General features: G+C 69.5%; 15 protein-coding genes, 1 rRNA gene, 1 pseudogene and 1 riboswitch. Of the genes and pseudogenes, 4 read left to right on the top strand and 13 right to left on the bottom strand.

The annotated features are described in order from the left end of the window. Nucleotides 1-420: 420 nt before the first annotated feature. A pseudogene (locus G3I77_RS30370) lies at nt 421-658 on the top strand (amino acid transporter); the annotation flags it as partial. Between the two features lie 4 nt (nt 659-662). Here the strand turns inward: G3I77_RS30370 and G3I77_RS30375 are convergent. Beyond that, complete coding sequence (locus G3I77_RS30375) at nt 663-1,220, bottom strand: DUF1707 domain-containing protein (protein WP_248508610.1); 558 nt, start codon at nt 1,218-1,220, stop codon at nt 663-665. Between the two features lie 165 nt (nt 1,221-1,385). Between G3I77_RS30375 and G3I77_RS30380 the strand changes: the two genes are divergently transcribed. Beyond that, nucleotides 1,386-1,781, top strand: coding sequence for a molybdopterin-binding protein (locus G3I77_RS30380; RefSeq protein ID WP_248508611.1), 396 nt, complete (start codon nt 1,386-1,388; stop codon nt 1,779-1,781). 74 nt (nt 1,782-1,855) lie between these two features. Further along, nucleotides 1,856-2,275, top strand: coding sequence for a molybdopterin-binding protein (locus G3I77_RS30385; RefSeq protein ID WP_248508612.1), 420 nt, complete (start codon nt 1,856-1,858; stop codon nt 2,273-2,275). A 48-nt stretch (nt 2,276-2,323) separates the two neighbouring features. On the opposite strand, the gene gcvP is transcribed toward G3I77_RS30385, so the two are convergent. After that, entirely contained in the window at nt 2,324-5,209 is a 2,886-nt protein-coding gene (gene gcvP / locus G3I77_RS30390; protein WP_248508613.1) for an aminomethyl-transferring glycine dehydrogenase, read from the bottom strand. A 175-nt stretch (nt 5,210-5,384) separates the two neighbouring features. Beyond that, nucleotides 5,385-5,480, bottom strand: a riboswitch (glycine riboswitch). 112 nt (nt 5,481-5,592) lie between these two features. Between gcvP and G3I77_RS30395 the strand changes: the two genes are divergently transcribed. After that, nucleotides 5,593-5,967: a PRC-barrel domain-containing protein gene (locus tag G3I77_RS30395; RefSeq protein WP_248508614.1), complete on the top strand. Its 375-nt coding sequence runs from the start codon at nt 5,593-5,595 to the stop codon at nt 5,965-5,967. On the opposite strand, the gene G3I77_RS30400 is transcribed toward G3I77_RS30395, so the two are convergent. The 11 genes from G3I77_RS30400 to rrf form a co-directional block, all read right to left on the bottom strand. Next, nucleotides 5,886-7,343, bottom strand: coding sequence for a DNA polymerase IV (locus tag G3I77_RS30400; RefSeq protein WP_248508615.1), 1,458 nt, complete (start codon nt 7,341-7,343; stop codon nt 5,886-5,888). The two genes, G3I77_RS30395 and G3I77_RS30400, sit on opposite strands and share 82 nt — an antisense overlap. A gap of 134 nt (nt 7,344-7,477) precedes the next feature. Continuing rightward, complete coding sequence (locus G3I77_RS30405) at nt 7,478-8,161, bottom strand: MerR family transcriptional regulator (RefSeq protein WP_248508616.1); 684 nt, start codon at nt 8,159-8,161, stop codon at nt 7,478-7,480. Nucleotides 8,162-8,453: 292 nt separating this feature from the next. Then, nucleotides 8,454-8,927 (bottom strand): bifunctional nuclease family protein, encoded by a 474-nt coding sequence (locus tag G3I77_RS30410; protein WP_003988851.1) that lies wholly within the window; start codon nt 8,925-8,927, stop codon nt 8,454-8,456. Between the two features lie 85 nt (nt 8,928-9,012). Next, on the bottom strand, nt 9,013-9,750 hold the full coding sequence (locus G3I77_RS30415; protein WP_248508617.1) for a MerR family transcriptional regulator: 738 nt from the start codon (nt 9,748-9,750) through the stop codon (nt 9,013-9,015). 53 nt (nt 9,751-9,803) lie between these two features. Next, a complete protein-coding gene (locus G3I77_RS30420; protein WP_248508618.1) occupies nt 9,804-10,757 on the bottom strand; it encodes an FHA domain-containing protein in 954 nt (317 codons plus the stop codon). A 61-nt stretch (nt 10,758-10,818) separates the two neighbouring features. Then, on the bottom strand, nt 10,819-11,730 hold the full coding sequence (locus G3I77_RS30425) for a DUF881 domain-containing protein (protein WP_248508619.1): 912 nt from the start codon (nt 11,728-11,730) through the stop codon (nt 10,819-10,821). Nucleotides 11,731-11,735: 5 nt separating this feature from the next. After that, the gene (locus G3I77_RS30430) at nt 11,736-12,068 is read right to left on the bottom strand and encodes a small basic family protein (protein WP_003988855.1); all 333 of its coding nucleotides are present in this window, start codon (nt 12,066-12,068) and stop codon (nt 11,736-11,738) included. Further along, a complete protein-coding gene (locus G3I77_RS30435) occupies nt 12,065-12,979 on the bottom strand; it encodes a DUF881 domain-containing protein (protein ID WP_248508620.1) in 915 nt (304 codons plus the stop codon). Before G3I77_RS30435 ends, G3I77_RS30430 begins: the two co-directional genes overlap by 4 nt. Before the next feature lie 98 nt (nt 12,980-13,077). Continuing rightward, nucleotides 13,078-15,573 (bottom strand): mannose-1-phosphate guanyltransferase, encoded by a 2,496-nt coding sequence (locus G3I77_RS30440; RefSeq protein ID WP_248508621.1) that lies wholly within the window; start codon nt 15,571-15,573, stop codon nt 13,078-13,080. A gap of 112 nt (nt 15,574-15,685) precedes the next feature. Next, the gene (locus G3I77_RS30445) at nt 15,686-16,294 is read right to left on the bottom strand and encodes a CDP-alcohol phosphatidyltransferase family protein (RefSeq protein WP_248508622.1); all 609 of its coding nucleotides are present in this window, start codon (nt 16,292-16,294) and stop codon (nt 15,686-15,688) included. 109 nt (nt 16,295-16,403) lie between these two features. After that, nucleotides 16,404-16,520 (bottom strand): 5S ribosomal RNA (rrf, locus tag G3I77_RS30450). Between the last annotated feature and the right edge of the window lie 10 nt (nt 16,521-16,530).

A 16,530-nucleotide genomic window follows, 5' to 3' on the forward strand; every position in this document is an offset into this window, starting at 1 on the left:
CGCCAATAAAGGACCCGAGGGAGTGGCGAAACATTCGAGTTTCCAGACGAACGTTACGAAGGTGATCCGGCCGCGATCACGCAGGGTGCTCACCCATGAGCCGCGGATCGGCACCGCTCTCTTCGCGGGCGGAGCCGTCCCCTGCGCTCCCAGCTCGCGTTTTCACACCTACGGCCGCCCCGGCCGCCAGTCTGAACGGAAGCTTGACGCATAGAACTGCATCACCCTCCGCTTACGCCGATCGCGCGGTCCAGCGATGGCCGGAACCACGCCCAGCCGCACAGCGGGAGCGCATCGACGGCCACCACCGAGCACCGGGCACCGAGCCGTCCGGAGGCCACTCCACCCAGCCGTCTGCGCTCCTGGATGCTGGAAGTCCTCTCCGACTTGGGCAAGGGCGGCGGCCACACCGGGCCCTTCGTCCGGGACATGGCCGCGTTCGAAGCGGGCCTGACCGTGCGCGGCGAGGTGCCGCACGGTCGCCACCGCGTCCTGGCCCTGGAGTCGTCCTCCATTCCCAACACCCTGGCCGCGCTTCTACTGCATGCCCGCGACTGGACCGCCCCGTTCCGGCCAGGGCGAGGTCGCCCCGGTGCCCCGTGAGGTGCTGCGTGAGGCGGAGCCGGACCGCGAGTGGCGGCCGAGGGTGCACGTGGGCCGAGTCAGGCCGTCGCGCTCCTCCTGCCGAAGCCCCTTCGCGGCGGGCGCACCACGACCTGTCCGTAGTGGATCTCACCCGTGATCCGCACCCGCAGCAGGACAGGGGCCTCGACGGGCCGACGCGCCTTGATCTCGGAGTAGTTCATCACCAGGCCGCCGGTGTCCACCACGACGCCCGGCCGGGTCAGCAGTTTCAGGGCTCCGGCGCGCAGGTCCAGGTCGATGTCCAGGGTGTCGTGTGCGATCACCGCGTCGGTGAAGTCGAGCGTCACCTCACCCCACGCCGAACGGATCTCCAGCCGCCGCGGAACCACCCAGGCGTCGCCACGCCGGGTCGAGGCCCCTTCCTGCTGGATCCGGACGAGGTCTTCGGCCCCGACGGGCATCTCACCGGCCACCGCCGGCAGATCCCCCGTCACCACGGCGAGCTCGCCCACCGTACGGGCCGACAGCGCGATCTCCAGCCGCTCCTCCAGCTCCTCCAGGGTGAGCCGTCCGTCGCCCGCGGCGACGCGCAGCACGTCCACGGTCCGGTCCCGGTCCGCGTGCGACGCCCTCACCTCAGGCGATCCGCCGGTCCGCGCCAACTCCGCCGCCATCACTCCACCCCGATCCCCCGGGCACGGCACCCGGCCAGCCAGTCGAAGACTAACGCTATATCGCGTTATACCCAACGGCCAACCCCGCATCCGCCGTTCCCTTCCCCCGCCCCTATCGTGACCGGCATGCAGTCCTACACGATCGGCCAGGCAGCACGGCTGCTCGGCGTGAGCCCGGACACCGCCCGCCGCTGGGCGGACGCGGGCCGCATCACGACCCACCGCGACGAGGCCGGCCGACGGCTCATCGACGGGCGGGACCTGGCCGCCTTCTCGGTCGAGCTCGCCCGGTCCGGCGCCGCCGAGGAGGACACCCCGTACACCTCGGCCCGCAACGCCTTCCCCGGCATCGTCACAGCGATCAAACTCGGCGACGTCGCCGCCCAGGTCGAGATCCAGGCCGGCCCGCACCGGCTCGTCTCCCTGCTCACCCGCGAGGCGGTGGAGGAACTGGGCCTGGAGGTCGGCATGGAGGCGACGGCCCGCGTGAAGTCGACGAACGTCCACATCGACCGCGTCTGAGCCGGGGCGGCAGCGGAGTCGACGCAAACGCACGCATACCCGGCCCAACGCCCCCACCGGGCTACCGTGCACCCATGAGCCTCAGCATCCGCAACCAGCTCCCCGGCACCGTCACCGCCGTCACCCCGGGCGAGGCCATGGCGACGGTCAGGGTCCGCCTCACCGGCGGCCAGGACCTCACCGCGGCGATCACCCGCGAGGCCGCGGAAGACCTCCGTCTCACCCCGGGCACCGCCGTGCGCGCCCTCATGAAGTCGACGGAGGTCTCATTGGCCACCGCGCCCATCGAGGGCCTGTCGATCCGCAACCAGCTCCCCGGCACCGTCACGGACATCGCGGCCGGCGACGCGATGGCGTCGGTCCGCGTCACGGTCGAGGGCGGCGAACTGACCGCCGCGATCACCAGGGACGCGGCGGAGGACCTGGCCCTGTCGCCCGGGATCCCCGTAGTCGCCCTGATCAAGGCGACCGAGGTGTCACTCGCCACCGCATGACGAGAGGGGCCCCGCACGAGCGGAGCCCCTCTGTGACCGGTCGGTCGATCAGTCCTCGTACGCGTCCAGCGGCGGGCAGGAGCACACCAGGTTCCGGTCGCCGAAGGCCTGGTCGATGCGGCGCACCGGCGGCCAGTACTTGTCGGCGGTCGACACCCCGGCCGGGAAGACGGCCTCCTCACGGCTGTAGGCGTGCTCCCACTGGCCGGCGAGCGCACCGGCGGTGTGCGGGGCGCCGCGCAGCGGGTTGTCGTCCGCGGGCCACTCGCCGGAGCCGACCTTCTCGATCTCCGCGCGAATCGCGATCATGGCCTCGCAGAACCGGTCCAGCTCGGCCAGGTCCTCCGACTCGGTCGGCTCGATCATCAGCGTCCCGGCCACCGGGAACGACATGGTCGGCGCGTGGAAGCCGTAGTCGATCAGCCGCTTGGCGATGTCGTCGACGCTCACGCCGGTCGCCTTCGTCAGGGGCCGCAGGTCGATGATGCACTCGTGGGCGACGAGCCCGCCGGGACCGGTGTAGAGCACCGGGTAGTGCGGCTCCAGCCGCTTGGCGATGTAGTTGGCGCTGAGCACGGCCACCTGCGTGGCCCGCTTCAGCCCCTCGCCGCCCATGAGCCGTACGTACGCCCACGAGATGGGCAGGATGCCGGCGGAGCCCCACGGCGCCGCGGAGATGGGCCCGACACCCGTCTCCGGGCCCGCCTCGGGCTGCAGCGGGTGGTTCGGCAGGTACGGCGCGAGGTGCTCGCGCACCGCCACCGGCCCGACGCCGGGACCGCCGCCGCCGTGCGGGATGCAGAAGGTCTTGTGCAGGTTCAGGTGCGAGACGTCCCCGCCGAAGTGCCCCGGCTTGGCGAGCCCGACGAGCGCGTTGAGGTTGGCACCGTCGACGTAGACCTGCCCGCCCGCCTCGTGCACCTGCGCGCAGATGTCGGCGACGTGCTCCTCGAACACCCCGTGCGTGGACGGGTACGTGATCATCAGCACGGACAGTTGGTCGCGGTACTGCTCGATCTTCGCCCGCAGGTCCTCGACGTCGATCTCGCCGTCCTCGGCGGTCTTCACGACGACGACCTTCATGCCCGCCATCACCGCGCTGGCGGCGTTGGTGCCGTGCGCGGACGACGGGATCAGGCACACGGTGCGCTGCTCGTCCCCGTTGGCCCGGTGATACCCGCGGACGGCGAGCAGGCCTGCCAGCTCGCCCTGCGATCCGGCGTTCGGCTGGAGGGACACCTTGTCGTAGCCGGTGACCTCGGCGAGCCGGTCCTCCAGCTCGTGGATGAGGGTGAGGTAGCCCCCGGCCTGCTCGGCGGGCACGAAGGGGTGCAGCTGCCCGAACTCGGGCCAGGTGACCGGCTCCATCTCGGTGGTCGCGTTGAGCTTCATGGTGCAGGAGCCCAGCGGGATCATGCCCCGGTCGAGCGCGTAGTCCCGGTCGGCCAGCCGGCGCAGGTAGCGCAGCATGGCGGTCTCGGAGCGGTGCTGGTGGAAGACGGGGTGCGTCAGGTAGTCGTCGGTGCGCAGCAGAGCGGCCGGAAGCCCGTCCTCGGTGGCCGCGTCCAGCGCCTCGACGACGCCGTCGACCCCGAAGGCGGCCCAGACGGCACGCAGCTGGGCGCGCGTCGTGGTCTCGTCGCAGGCGATCGAGACGTGGTCGGTGTCGACGAGACGCAGGTTGACCCCGTTGTCCCGCGCGGCGGCAACGACCTCGGCGGCCCGGCCCTCGACGCGTGCCGTCAGGGTGTCGAAGTAGACCCCGTGGACGACCTCGACCCCACCGCCCGCGAGCCCGGCGGCCAGGACCGTGGCGTACCGGTGGGTGCGCCGCGCGATGCCCTTCAGTCCCTCCGGGCCGTGGTAGACGGCGTACATGCCGGCCATGACGGCGAGCAGCACCTGAGCGGTGCAGATGTTGCTGGTGGCCTTCTCACGGCGGATGTGCTGCTCACGCGTCTGCAGCGCCAGCCGGTAGGCCTTGTTCCCGTCGGCGTCCACGGACACGCCGACGAGCCGCCCGGGCAGGCTGCGCGCCATCTTGTCCTGGACCGCCATGTAGCCGGCGTGCGGTCCGCCGAAGCCCATGGGCACGCCGAAGCGCTGCGTCGTCCCGACGGCGATGTCCGCCCCGAGTTCACCGGGCGACCTCAGCAGCGTCAGCGCCAGCAGATCGGCGGCGACGGTGACGAGCGCCCCGAGCCCGTGCGCCTGGTCGATGACCGGCTTGATGTCCCGCACGGCGCCGGAGGCACCCGGGTACTGGATCAGCACGCCGTTGATCTCGCGCTCGGCGATCTCGGCGGGGATGCCCTGGCCGAGGTCGGCGACGACGACCTCGACGCCGGTCGGCTCGGCGCGGGTCTGGATCACGGCGATGGTCTGCGGCAGCGTGTCCGCGTCGACCAGGAACAGGCCCTTCTTGTTCTTGCCCAGACGCCGCGAGAGCGCCATGGCCTCGGCGGCCGCCGTGCCCTCGTCGAGCAGGGAGGCGCCGGAGGTCGGCAGTCCGGTCAGGTCGGCGACCATCGTCTGGAAGTTGAGCAGCGCCTCGAGCCGGCCCTGCGAGATCTCCGGCTGGTACGGCGTGTATGCCGTGTACCAGGACGGGTTCTCCATGACGTTGCGCATGATGACCGGCGGCGTGAACGTGCCGTAGTAGCCGAGGCCGATCATGGAGCCGAGGACCTGGTTGCGGTCGGCGAGCGAGCGCAGCTCGGCGATCACCTCGGCCTCGCTGCGGGCCCCCGGGAGGTCCAGAGCCTCGGCGCTCTTGATCACGGCCGGGACCGCGGCGGCCGTGAGCTCGTCCAGCGAGCCGTAGCCGACGTGGGCGAGCATCTTGGCGCAGGCCTCGTGGTCGGGGCCGATGTGGCGCTGCTCGAAGGGGACTGCCTCTTCGAGCTCGGAGAGCGGAATGCGGTGGGCGGTCATTACGGAGGCCTCCTGGTCGACACGACCTTCGAGGGGCACCACGGCACGGGTACCCGGACGGCCTCCCCCTCTGTCATCTCAACCTGAGAGCTTCACCGGATCGCCCGAAGACGTCCGGCTTTCACCGTCGGTGAGAGCGGAAGCCGTCGACACCCGCCCTGCTTTCCAGAGTGACCTCGTCCGTGCGGTACGTGAGCCTGAGAGATTCCGGGGAGGATTTGCTCCTTCGGCGCCTCCGGTGGTGTCCGGAGGACTCTCCCGCACGGGGTCAACAGCCGCTGCCAGCGTACCAGCGAGGTCCACGCACGAACCTTCGAGTGGCCGCATCCCTACTTGTACCGTTTTGTAGTCTTTACGGATAGTTGCGACCATGTGGAGGGCCCGTGCGAACCGACATCGATCCGCGCAACCTGATCGGCCGCAAGGCGTTCGACCGCAACGGGACCAGGATCGGCACGATCGACGAGGTCTACCTCGACGACGCCACCGGCGTGCCGGAGTGGGCGGCCATACGGACCGGCCTGTTCAGCAGGGACGCTTTCGTCCCCTTGGAGCCCAGCGAACTGATCGAGGGCGCCCTCCACGTCCCCTTCGACCGCGCCCTGATCAAGGACGCCCCGGACTTCGGTGTGGGCCGCCACCTCTCCCCCGAGCAGGAACTGCAGCTCTACCACCACTACGGACTCGACCTCGCCGCCCCGCCCCCGCTCCCGGACCACGACTTCGGCAAGCTGGCGGGCACCGACGAGACGGCCTGAGACCCCGCCACGGACGCCCCGTCCCCCTCCTCGGGCCCGAGCAACACCAGCGGCAGCGGATCCGCCGCCTCCAGATCCGGATCGTCGACCCGGAAGGTCCGCACGCGCCCGGGCTCCTCCGAGGCGGGCGTCTCGAACCGTACGGTGACCCGCCCCAGGCCACTGCCCTGCACCCACCCGTGCCCGAACGCCGCGTGCCGCACATCGTGCCCGGCGGGCCACCGCCGCTCGGCGAGCGACGGCTGCTCCTCGGCCTGCGCCACGGCATGCTCCTCGACCGGGCCCTCCGCGACGGCCCGGTCCCCCGCCGCCTGCGCGAACAGGTCCTCCTGGGTGTAGTCGGCCAGACCGGTGACCCCCACCCCGAGGAGCCGCACCCCGCCGGTGGTGTCGACCGAGTCCAGCAGTCTGGCCGCCGCCTCACGGATCACCGCGGGGTCGTCCGTGGGTCCGCGCAGCGTCTCGGAGCGGGTGAGCGTCGAGAAGTCGTACCGCCGCACCTTCAGCACGATGGTCCGCCCGGACAGCCCGCCCCCGCGCAGCCTCCGCACGCACCGCTCGGCGAGCCGCTGCACCTCAAGACCGACCCGCGTCCGGTCGTGAATGTCGATGTCGTAGGTGTCCTCCACCGACACCGACTTCGCCTCGCGCTCCGCCACCACGGGCCGGTCGTCCCGCGCGAGAGCCATGGCGTAGAGACCGTGCCCGTGCGCCTTCCCCAGCAGCCGGACCAGTTCGTCCTCGCCCGCCTCGGCGATCTCCTCGACCGTGGTGATCCCGGCCCGCCTCAGATGGTCACCCGTCGTCGGCCCCACTCCCGGCAGAGTCCGCACCGACATCGGCCCGAGCATCGCCCGCTCGGTCCCCGGCTCGATCACCACCAGTCCGTCGGGCTTCGCCTCCTCCGAGGCGATCTTCGCGAGCATCTTGGAGGCGGCGAGCCCCACCGACCCCGTGAGCCCCGTGACGCTCCGGATGTCCTCACGCAGCTTCGCCCCGGCCAGCCGCGCCGACCGCTCGTCCCAGGCCACTTCCCCGGCCTCCAGGTCCACGAACGCCTCGTCCAGGCTCAGCGGCTCCACCAGCGGCGACAGCGCACGCAGCAGCTCCATCACCCGCTCGCTGATCGAGCGGTAGAAATTGAAGCGCGGCACGAGATACGCGGCGTTCGGCGCGAGCCGGCGGGCCTGCCCCATGGGCATCGCCGAATGCACCCCGAAGACCCGCGCCTCGTACGACGCGGTCGCCACCACACCTCGCGGCCCGAGCCCGCCCACGACCACGGCCTTCCCGCGCAGACTCGGCTTGGACGCCTGCTCCACCGAGGCGTAGAAGGCATCCATGTCGAGATGCAGGATCGTGGGCGCGGTTCTCACAACTCCGATGGTGCCCTACACCACTGACAACGCCCCGCGCGGCCACCCTGAACGCCCCACGAGAAACCGCTTACGTCCCGGCCCGGAAACGTCCCGCCTCATGCGACCGCCGACACCCCGCGCCGACGGACGACTCAACCGGCCCGGTTCCGCCGACGCGCCAGCTCGTCCGCCGGGTTGGGCCCGACCAGGGTCTCGCCGGTGTCGATCCGCTCGCCGTGCAGTTGGGACAGCGCGCTCTCGACGTCCCGCCACACCACGCCCACGGCGATCCCGAACACACCCTGACCACCCTGGAGCAAGGCATGGACCTCGTCGGGCGAGGTGCACTCGTAGACCGTCGCGCCGTCGCTCATCAAGGTCATGCGCTCGAGGTCGCTGAAACCGCGCTCCCTGAGGTGCTGGACGGCCGTGCGGATGTTCTGCAGCGACACCCCGGTGTCCAGGAACCGCTTGACGATCTTCAGGACGACCACGTCCCGGAAGCTGTACAGCCGCTGCGTCCCGGAACCGTAAGCGGGGCGCACGCTCGGCTCGACGAGCCCGGTGCGGGCCCAGTAGTCCAACTGCCGGTAGGTGATACCGGCGGCCGCACAGGCCGTGGGGCCGCGATAGCCGATCTGCTCGGACGCCATGGACGTCGTCCCTCCGCTGCTCGGCACCGCTGTCGGTCGCTGCGGAGCGTGATCGGCCGCACCATCGGGCTGGGGGCATCCCCCGCCCGGGAGGGGCCGTGAGCCGGGGGGAGGGTACGGACCGCTCGCCCTGAGACTGCGCTCGGGGCCACCCCCAGCCGTACCGTCGCCGCTGCTTCTCACGCCGACCTCCGTCCTTGACCTGCCTTCTCGACGGTAGGCAGTCACCAGGGGTGCGTCAACGATCGCCACACTCGCCACGCCGAGTGATAATCACCCTGAGAGTGGTTTCCCGTGTCCCACCGCGGGGAAAGGCTAGCCGAATGTGTTCGGAACGGGCCGCATGACGCACACACACGCCACCGGCACATGCGGGCATTTCACCCGTCACACACGACGGGCGGCCCTGTCACGGACCACATCGTCCGCCGGGCCGCCCACACGCCTCATCGACCGCTGCCGCTCCCCGAGAAGCTCACTGACTGCTGGAGCCGAAGTCCTCCGGAGAGATCTGGTCGAGGAACTCGCGGAACTTCTCCACCTCGTCCTCCTGCTCGTCCGGGATCGCGATGCCGGCGTCGTCGAGCACCGTGTCACTGCCGTAGATCGGCGTCCCGGTGCGCAGCGCGAGCGCTATGGCGTCGGACGGGCGGGCGCTCACCTCGACACCGCTGGCGAAGACCAGCTCCGCGTAGAAGACGCCCTCACGCAGGTCCGTGATGCGCACTTCCGTGAGCTCCTGGCCTACGGCTTCCAGCACGTCCTTGAACAGGTCGTGTGTCAGCGGCCGCGCGGGAGCCATGCCCTGCTGGGCGAAGGCGATCGCCGTCGCCTCCCCCGGCCCGATCCAGATGGGGAGGTAACGGTCGCCTCCCACTTCACGCAGCAGCACGATCGGTTGGTTGGAGGGCATTTCGACCCGGACACCTACGACATCGAGCTCGTTCACACAGCAACCCTAGGCCGTGCTCGGGACGTTTGGGTAGTCGGGCAGGTATCGGGCGCCTGATCCGGCCCCCGAGCGCCCGGCCGCCTCAGGGCAGCCGCACCCCGAGCGCCGTCTGCACCAGCGCGGCGTGCAGCTTCACCGTGAGCCCCGCCAGCTCCTTGGTGCGGGCCTCGGCATGAGCCCTGGTCTGCGGGTTCCGGTGCCGTCTCAGAGGGGCCACCACCTGGTCGACGAGCCCGGCCTCACGGTCGGCGGCGGCCTTCATCGCCCGCAGGTGCCGCGGCTCGATCCCGAACCGCCCGAGCTCGACGACGAGCAGGGCGACGGTGACCGCCTCGGCGTCGTAGGCCCCGTCCTCCAGCGGGGTGAGGAGGCCGTAGGACTCCCACTCCTTGAGCTCCTGCTCCCCGACGCCGACGGCGGCGAGCAGCTCCGTACGCCCGATCCTGGCCGCTGTGGGCGCCTCGGGAGGCTCGGACGCGGATTCACCGTCGCGCTGACGGCCCACGACCGGCAGTTGCACGGCCTCACCGCGCGCCACGGCCTCCAGGTGCTCCCGGATCACCTTCAGGGGCAGATAGTGGTCCCGCTGCATCCTCAGGACGTGACCGAGGCGCTCGACGTCACGGGCGCTGAATTTGCGGTACCCCGACGGGGTCCGCTGCGGCTCGATGAGCCCTTCCGACTCCAGAAAGCGGATCTTGGAGATGGTCACTTCGGGAAACTCGTCGCGCAGCACGTTCAGCACCGTGCCGATGCTCATCAGCCCACTGTCCGTGGCGGCGGCGCCGTGCCCGGCACCGCCGCTCGGTGTATGCAGCATGGACCTTCCCTGACGGATGGACCTTCGCTGGGATCTGTCCGGACGGAACCCGGTCAGTAGCCCCGCTGGCTGGCGTAGAAGACCAACCGGTACTTGCCGATCTGCACCTCGTCGCCGTTGTTCACGGCGACCTGGTCGATCCGCTCCCGGTTCACATACGTGCCGTTCAAGCTGCCCACGTCGGCGACCGTGAACGAACCGTCCTGACCACGGCGGAACTCCACGTGCCGCCGGGAGACCGTCACGTCGTCCAGGAAGATGTCGCTCTGCGGATGCCGGCCGGCCGTGGTCAGATCGCCGTCCAGCAGGAAGCGGCTGCCCGAGTTCGGCCCGCGGCGCACGACCAGGAGCGCGGAACCCAGCGGCAGCGCGTCGACGGCGGCCTGCGCCTCCGGGGACAGGGTCGGCATCGGCGTCTGGCCGGTGGTCTCGCTGTCGTAGGCCTCGAGACCGGAGATGGAGATCGTGGAGGTCGTCTCGGACGGACGCTCCGGCGCCGCGCCCGGCCGCAGCGGCGCGCCGCAGTTGGAGCAGAAACGGCTGTTCTCCGCGTTGCGGTTGCCGCACCTCGTACACACCAGGGCCGACATGGGATCCTCCTGCCGCGGCTGCCCACCGGGGGCGTTGGACGCATACGGGTCGGAAAACCCTCCACCCGCACTTGAGGTCGACGGTTGCCCGAAACCTATGCCGCCGGGCTGTGCAGGGTCAACCGACGGCGCGCCCTGACCTCCGGAAACGTCGCCACCCGGGCCGCCGACCTGGTCCCGGAACAGCGGCCGCTGGCCCTCCGCGTCAGGCTGCGCGCGATGACGAGCGGTCGCATTGTCGCTACCTTCTCGCGCGCTCTTGCCGAACAACTTCGCAAACAACTTCACGGGCGATTCCCCTTGACCGAAACAGACCCGCCCGTGGGGCAGGACGAACCCTGACTGAACACTCTGGCCGACCCGGACATCCTGACAACGTCCGTCTGCACCAGACAGTTTCCACCACGCACCGCCCATTCGGTGCGCCGACCCCCCGCAACCTCATGCCCTCGCCGGACGCCGCCCATGCACCCCCGGTTCACTGCGAGGACGACCGAGCGTAGTCAGGCCGCTTCGCTGCTCGCAAGGCGTCCACGACGATGTCGGTGGACCGCTCGATCGTGACGGTGGCCTGTTCCTTCTCGAGAGTCTGCACCACACCTCCGGGGATGTTGAGCGCCGGCTCGAGGTCCTGCGACTTGCCGATGACCTTGAAACGATAGGGCGCGTTGATCTTGTTCCCGTCGACGCCCACACCCTTGCCCGAGTCCGTGAGATACGTGCTCGCGACGACCCGTACGCCGTTGACCTGGATCGCCTCCGCACCCGCCGCGCGCAGCTCCTGGATCGCGTCGAGCAGCATGTCCGCCTCGACCGTCCCCTTCGTGTCCTGGATCGTCATGGTGATGCCGGGCCCCTGCGCGGCCACCGTGCCCGCGAGGATGCCGAGTTGCCTCTCCTTCTCGATCGTCTGCTTCCGGGCCTCCTCGGCCTGGTCAGAGCTGTTCTCCAGCTCGTCGCGCTGCTTCTCGAGACCTTGCTTCTCGTCCTCAAGACGTTGAGTACGGTCATCCAGTTCATCGAGGATGCGGACAAGATCTTCCTGCCGTGCGCCACGCAGGGCGCTGTCGCTGTCGCTGTTCGAGGCCACCTGCACGGCCAGCCCGAACCCGAGGCCGAACAGCAGCACCGCGACGATGAGTTGGGCCCGGGTGACCCGCGGCGGCCACAGCCCCTGCGCCAGCCGCTGCCGCCCGGTCAGTCGCGGCTCGGGATCCGGCTGCGGTTCCGGTGCCTGCTCGGGCTCCGGCTCCTTCGGGGTCGCCTCGGCGGCCGGCGCCGCCGCGGGCATCTCCTGGGGCAGCTCCTTGCGCAGCCTGTTCCCGGACTCGCCACCGCCCTCGCGCGTGTCGCCCTGGTCCTCGGCGGGCTTCTCGTCGTGATCGCTCATCGGCCTCACGCCCGGAAAACGTGCCGGCGGATCGCCGCGGCGTTGGAGAAGATCCGGATGCCGAGGACGACCACCACACCGGTGGACAGCTGGGCACCCACGCCCAGCTTGTCGCCCAGGAACACGATCAACGCGGCCACGACCACGTTCGACAGGAACGACACCACGAAGACCTTGTCGTCGAAGATGCCGTCGAGCATGGCCCGCAGGCCGCCGAAGACGGCGTCGAGCGCCGCGACGACAGCGATCGGCAGATAAGGCTCGACCACCGCCGGAACCTCAGGCCGGACCAACAGGCCGGCCACGACTCCCACGACGAGGCCCAGTACGGCGATCACGATGTGCCCTTCTCGCTCTTCTCAATGCTCGGCTGTGCTGTACGTACGGTCACACTCGGTGCGGCAGGCAGCCGGAGGTCGTCCTCCACGGAGATGCCCGTCCTGATGCCGTAGCTCTCCTGCAACGCGTTCAGATACAAACCGTCCGCACTGTTCTGGAACCGCGTGCTCAGCCGCTGTCCGTCCCCCACCGCCAGCACCGTGTACGGCGGCACCAGCGGCTTGTTGTCGACCAGTATGGCGTCCCCCGCGGCCCTGATCGCGGACAGCGCGGTCAGCCGCTGCCCGTTGATGGAGACGGCCTCGGCGCCCGACTCCCACAGCCCGTTCACCACGCGCTGCATGTCCCGGTCACGCACCCGGCCGGTATCGGAGAACCCGGTGGTCTCACGCGGATCACCGTCGCCACCCGAGGCGGTTTCCTTGGCGTCGTTCACCACGAGCTTCACACCGGGGCCGTGTACCGCGACCGCGCCCGACAGGATGCCCGCCAGATCGGAGTCCGCGCCGCCGCCGCTGTGCTTCAGTGCCTCGCGCTGCCGTGCGCTGACGTCCGCGCGCAGCTCGTCGACGGAGTCCTCCAGCTTGTCCGCGGCTTCGGTCTCCCGGTCGATGCGGTCGACCAGCTCTTCGCGCTCCTTGGCGACGACCGGGGCGGCGACCCGCGCCTGCGCGGCTCCGACGGTCACGACGAGGGCCGCGAGCACCAGGCCGGCGGCGAGCCCCAGCTTCGCCCTGAGCGTCTTCGGCATGCCGCTCTCACCCGCGGCCTTCCTGCGCGCGGTGGCCTCGGCATATCCGTCGTCGAGGCTGTGGTCCATGACGTTGGTGAGCAACGACATGGACGCATCCGGGCGCCGGGGCCGCGTGGGTGTGCTCCGAATGGGGGGTTGCTGCGGCATGCCGCACATCGTCGCACGTCGCGAGCACTACCTCCGAACGGCCCCACCGGCGTGCCGGACAGGCCCCGTTGGGGACACTTGTCCGGCACGCACGCGTGCAGCCCGTTCTACCGGCCGGCGCTGTCCACGACCGCCGACCATTCGTCCAGCAGGGCCTGCGCGGAGGCGTCGTCCGGCCCCTCGGCCCACAGGTGGGTGACGGCTTCGGCCGGGTCGGGCAGCACCATCACCCAGCGGCCGTCGGTCTCCACCACACGCACACCGTCCGTGGTGTCCACGAAGCGGTCTCCGGCCGCCTCGACGACCCGCCGCATCACCAGCCCCTTGACGGCCCACGGGGTCGCCAGATCCCGCTTCAGGACGTGCGCCCGCGGGATCCGCGCGTCGATCTGGCTGAGCGTGAGCTGTGTCCGCCCCACGAGCCCGATGAGCCGCACGAAGGCTGCGGTGGCGTCGTACACGCTGCTGAACTCGGGGACGATGAAGCCGCCCTTGCCGTCACCGCCGAAGATCGTCCCTTCCTCACCGCCGACGCGTGTCAGGTCGTCGGGGGAGGTGGTCGTCCACTCGACCTGCGTCCCGTGGTACGCCGCCACCTGCTCGGCGATCCGGGTCGTGGTCACCGGCAGAGCCACTCGGCCGCTGCGCCGCTCGGCGGCGACGAGGTCCAGCATCACGAGCAGCGCCCGGTCGTCCTCGATGATCCGCCCCTTCTCGTCGACGAGCGACAGCCGCTCACCGACGGGGTCGAACCGGACGCCGAAAGCGGCTCCCGAGGACGCCACGATCTCCCCGAGACGCACCATGCCCGACCGCCGCATGTCGGCCGTCTCCGTCGGCCTGGACTCGTCGAGGCCGGGGTTGATCGTCAGCGAGTCGACCCCGAGCTTGCCGAGCAGGCTCGGCAGCACCAGTCCGGCACTTCCGTTGGAGGCGTCCACGACGACCTTCAGCCCGGAGTCCGCGATCCCGCTCGTGTCGACGTTCCGCAGCAGCGACCCGGTGTACGAGTCGAAGACACTGGCCGGGAAGTGCAGGTCACCGATCTCCCCGGGGAAGGCGCGACGGTACTCCTGCCGCGCGAAGACCCGGTCCAGCTTCCGCTGGCTGCCCTGCGACAGGTCCGCACCGTTCCCGTCGAAGAACATGATGTCCACGGAGTCCGGCACCCCGGGCGTGGTACGGATCATGATGCCGCCCGCGCTGCCTCGAGCGGTCTGCTGTCGAGCCACGGGCAGCGGCACGTTCTCCAGGTCCCGCACGTCGATCGCGCTGGCCTGGAGCGCGGAGATCACCGCCCGCTTCAGCGCACGGGCACCACGCGAGTGGTCCCGGGCCGTGGTGACGGTCGAGCCCTTCTTCAGCGTCGTCGCGTACGCGCCTGCGAGCCGCACCGCGAGTTCCGGCGTGATCTCCACGTTCAGGATGCCGGACACACCGCGGGCGCCGAAGAGATGCGCCTGGCCCCTGGATTCCCAGATCACCGAGGTGTTGACGAAGGCGCCGGCCTCGATGGTCTTGAACGGGTAGACCCGCACATTGCCCTGGACGATCGATTCTTCACCGATCAGGCACTCATCACCGATGACCGCCCCGTCCTCGATCCGCGCCGCACGCATGATGTCGGTGTTCCTGCCGACCACGCAGCCGCGCAGATTGCTGTGGGGTCCCACGTAGACGTTGTCGTGGACGACGGCCTTGTGCAGAAACGCGCCGCTCTTGACGACCACGTTGGAGCCCACGACGGTGTGCTCACGGATCTCGGAGCCGGCCTCGACCTTGGCGTAGTCGCCGATGTAGACGGGTCCACGGAGGACGGCGTCGGGATGGACCTCGGCTCCTTCGGCGACCCATACGCCCGGGGAGATCTCGAACCCGTCGATGTCGACGTCGACCTTGCCCTCCAGGACATCGGCCTGCGCCTTCACATAGCTCTCGTGGGTGCCGACATCCTCCCAGTAGCCCTCGGCGATGTAGCCGTAGATGGGCTTGCCTTCCTTCATCAGCTGCGGGAAGACATCGCCGGACCAGTCGACGGGCACGTCAGGCTCGACGTAGTCGAAGACCTCGGGCTCCATCACGTAGATACCGGTGTTCACCGTGTCGGAGAAGACCTGGCCCCAGGTGGGCTTCTCGAGGAAGCGCTCCACCTTGCCTTCCTCGTCGACAATGGTGATACCGAATTCCAGCGGATTGGGCACACGCGTCAGACAGACCGTGACCAGCGCGCCCTTCTCCTTATGGAAATTGACGAGCTCGGTGAGGTCGAAATCCGTCAGAGCATCGCCGGAGATGACGAGGAAGGCATCGTCCTTCAGCGCTTCCTCGGCGTTCTTGACGCTTCCGGCGGTACCGAGTGGCTTCTCCTCATTGGCATAGGTGAGCTCCATACCGAGCTCTTCGCCGTCACCGAAGTAGTTCTTGACGAGCGAGGCCAGGAACTGGACAGTTACGACTGTTTCGTTGAGCCCATGCCTTTTGAGCAGCCGAAGAACATGCTCCATGATCGGCCGGTTGGCCACCGGCAGGAGCGGCTTGGGCATGCTTGAGGTCATAGGGCGAAGGCGCGTGCCTTCGCCTCCGGCCATCACGACGGCCTTCATGTCGGGGGCGTCCTCCTCGAAGAGACGGTCTAGCCGACTTCCCCCGCCAGGATTGTCCCGTACTTTTCCACCACGGGCCATCGCGCCGCTACGGCCGGACCAATCCGGGAGTTCAATCGGCCATGGCGTCCGCACGGACCAGGCGGCGGACTTGTACCACGTAGAGGACTCCTGCCCACCAGTACAGCGTTGTACCCCATCCGGCGAACGCCCATCCGAAAATAGCAGCCAGTGACGAGATCCAGCCACTTCCGTCACTGAGCAGAAGCAGGGGGAAGGCGTACATCAGGTTGAAGGTGGCGGCCTTACCCAGGAAGTTCACCTGGGGCGGCGGATAGCCGTGCCGGCGGAGGATGCCCACCATCACCAGCAGGACCAGCTCTCGCGCCAGAAGTGCAGCGGTCAGCCAGAGGGGCAGAATCTCGCGCCAGGTGAGGCCGACCAAGGTCGAAAGAATGTAGAGCCGGTCAGCCGCAGGATCGAGGAGCCGACCGAGGCTGCTGATCTGGTTCCAGCGCCGCGCGAGCTTGCCGTCCAGGTAGTCACTGACGCCGCTCAGGGCCAGTACCAGAAGGGCCCAGCCGTCACTCTTGGGTCCACCGAACTCAGGACGCAGGATCAGCCACAGGAAGACGGGCACGCCGACGAGACGAGCCATGCTGAGGATGTTCGGGATGGTGAGCACACGGTCCGTCTGGACGCGAGTCTCCTGAACCTCCACCCGGGGGCCTCCTGTGGGAAAAGTGCCAACGATGCCCCCTGACCCTACCTCAACACAAAAAAGCTCTGGCTCTTGGGCGGTGTGCCCAAGAGCCAGAGCTCTAAAAGGAGTTCGGCGGCGTCCTACTCTCCCACAGGGTCCCCCCTGCAGTACCATCGGCGCTGTAAGGCTTAGCTTCCGGGTTCGGAATGTAACCGGGCGTTTCCCCTACGCTATAACCACCGAAACACTATGAA

Origin of the sequence: Streptomyces sp. D2-8, assembly GCF_023184515.1 — a bacterium.
In the GTDB taxonomy this organism is placed as follows: Bacteria; Actinomycetota; Actinomycetes; order Streptomycetales; family Streptomycetaceae; genus Streptomyces.

Bases quoted from the DNA above. Each gene is read 5' to 3' on its own strand.
- G3I77_RS30435 (WP_248508620.1), bottom strand. From the start codon at position 12,979: ATGTGCGGCATGCCGCAGCAACCCCCCATTCGGAGCACACCCACGCGG.
- G3I77_RS30425 (WP_248508619.1), bottom strand. From the start codon at position 11,730: ATGAGCGATCACGACGAGAAGCCCGCCGAGGACCAGGGCGACACGCGC.
- G3I77_RS30385 (WP_248508612.1), top strand. From the start codon at position 1,856: ATGAGCCTCAGCATCCGCAACCAGCTCCCCGGCACCGTCACCGCCGTC.
- G3I77_RS30420 (WP_248508618.1), bottom strand. From the start codon at position 10,757: ATGGGCGGTGCGTGGTGGAAACTGTCTGGTGCAGACGGACGTTGTCAG.
- G3I77_RS30380 (WP_248508611.1), top strand. From the start codon at position 1,386: ATGCAGTCCTACACGATCGGCCAGGCAGCACGGCTGCTCGGCGTGAGC.
- G3I77_RS30415 (WP_248508617.1), bottom strand. From the start codon at position 9,750: ATGCTGCATACACCGAGCGGCGGTGCCGGGCACGGCGCCGCCGCCACG.
- G3I77_RS30440 (WP_248508621.1), bottom strand. From the start codon at position 15,573: ATGAAGGCCGTCGTGATGGCCGGAGGCGAAGGCACGCGCCTTCGCCCT.
- gcvP (WP_248508613.1), bottom strand. From the start codon at position 5,209: ATGACCGCCCACCGCATTCCGCTCTCCGAGCTCGAAGAGGCAGTCCCC.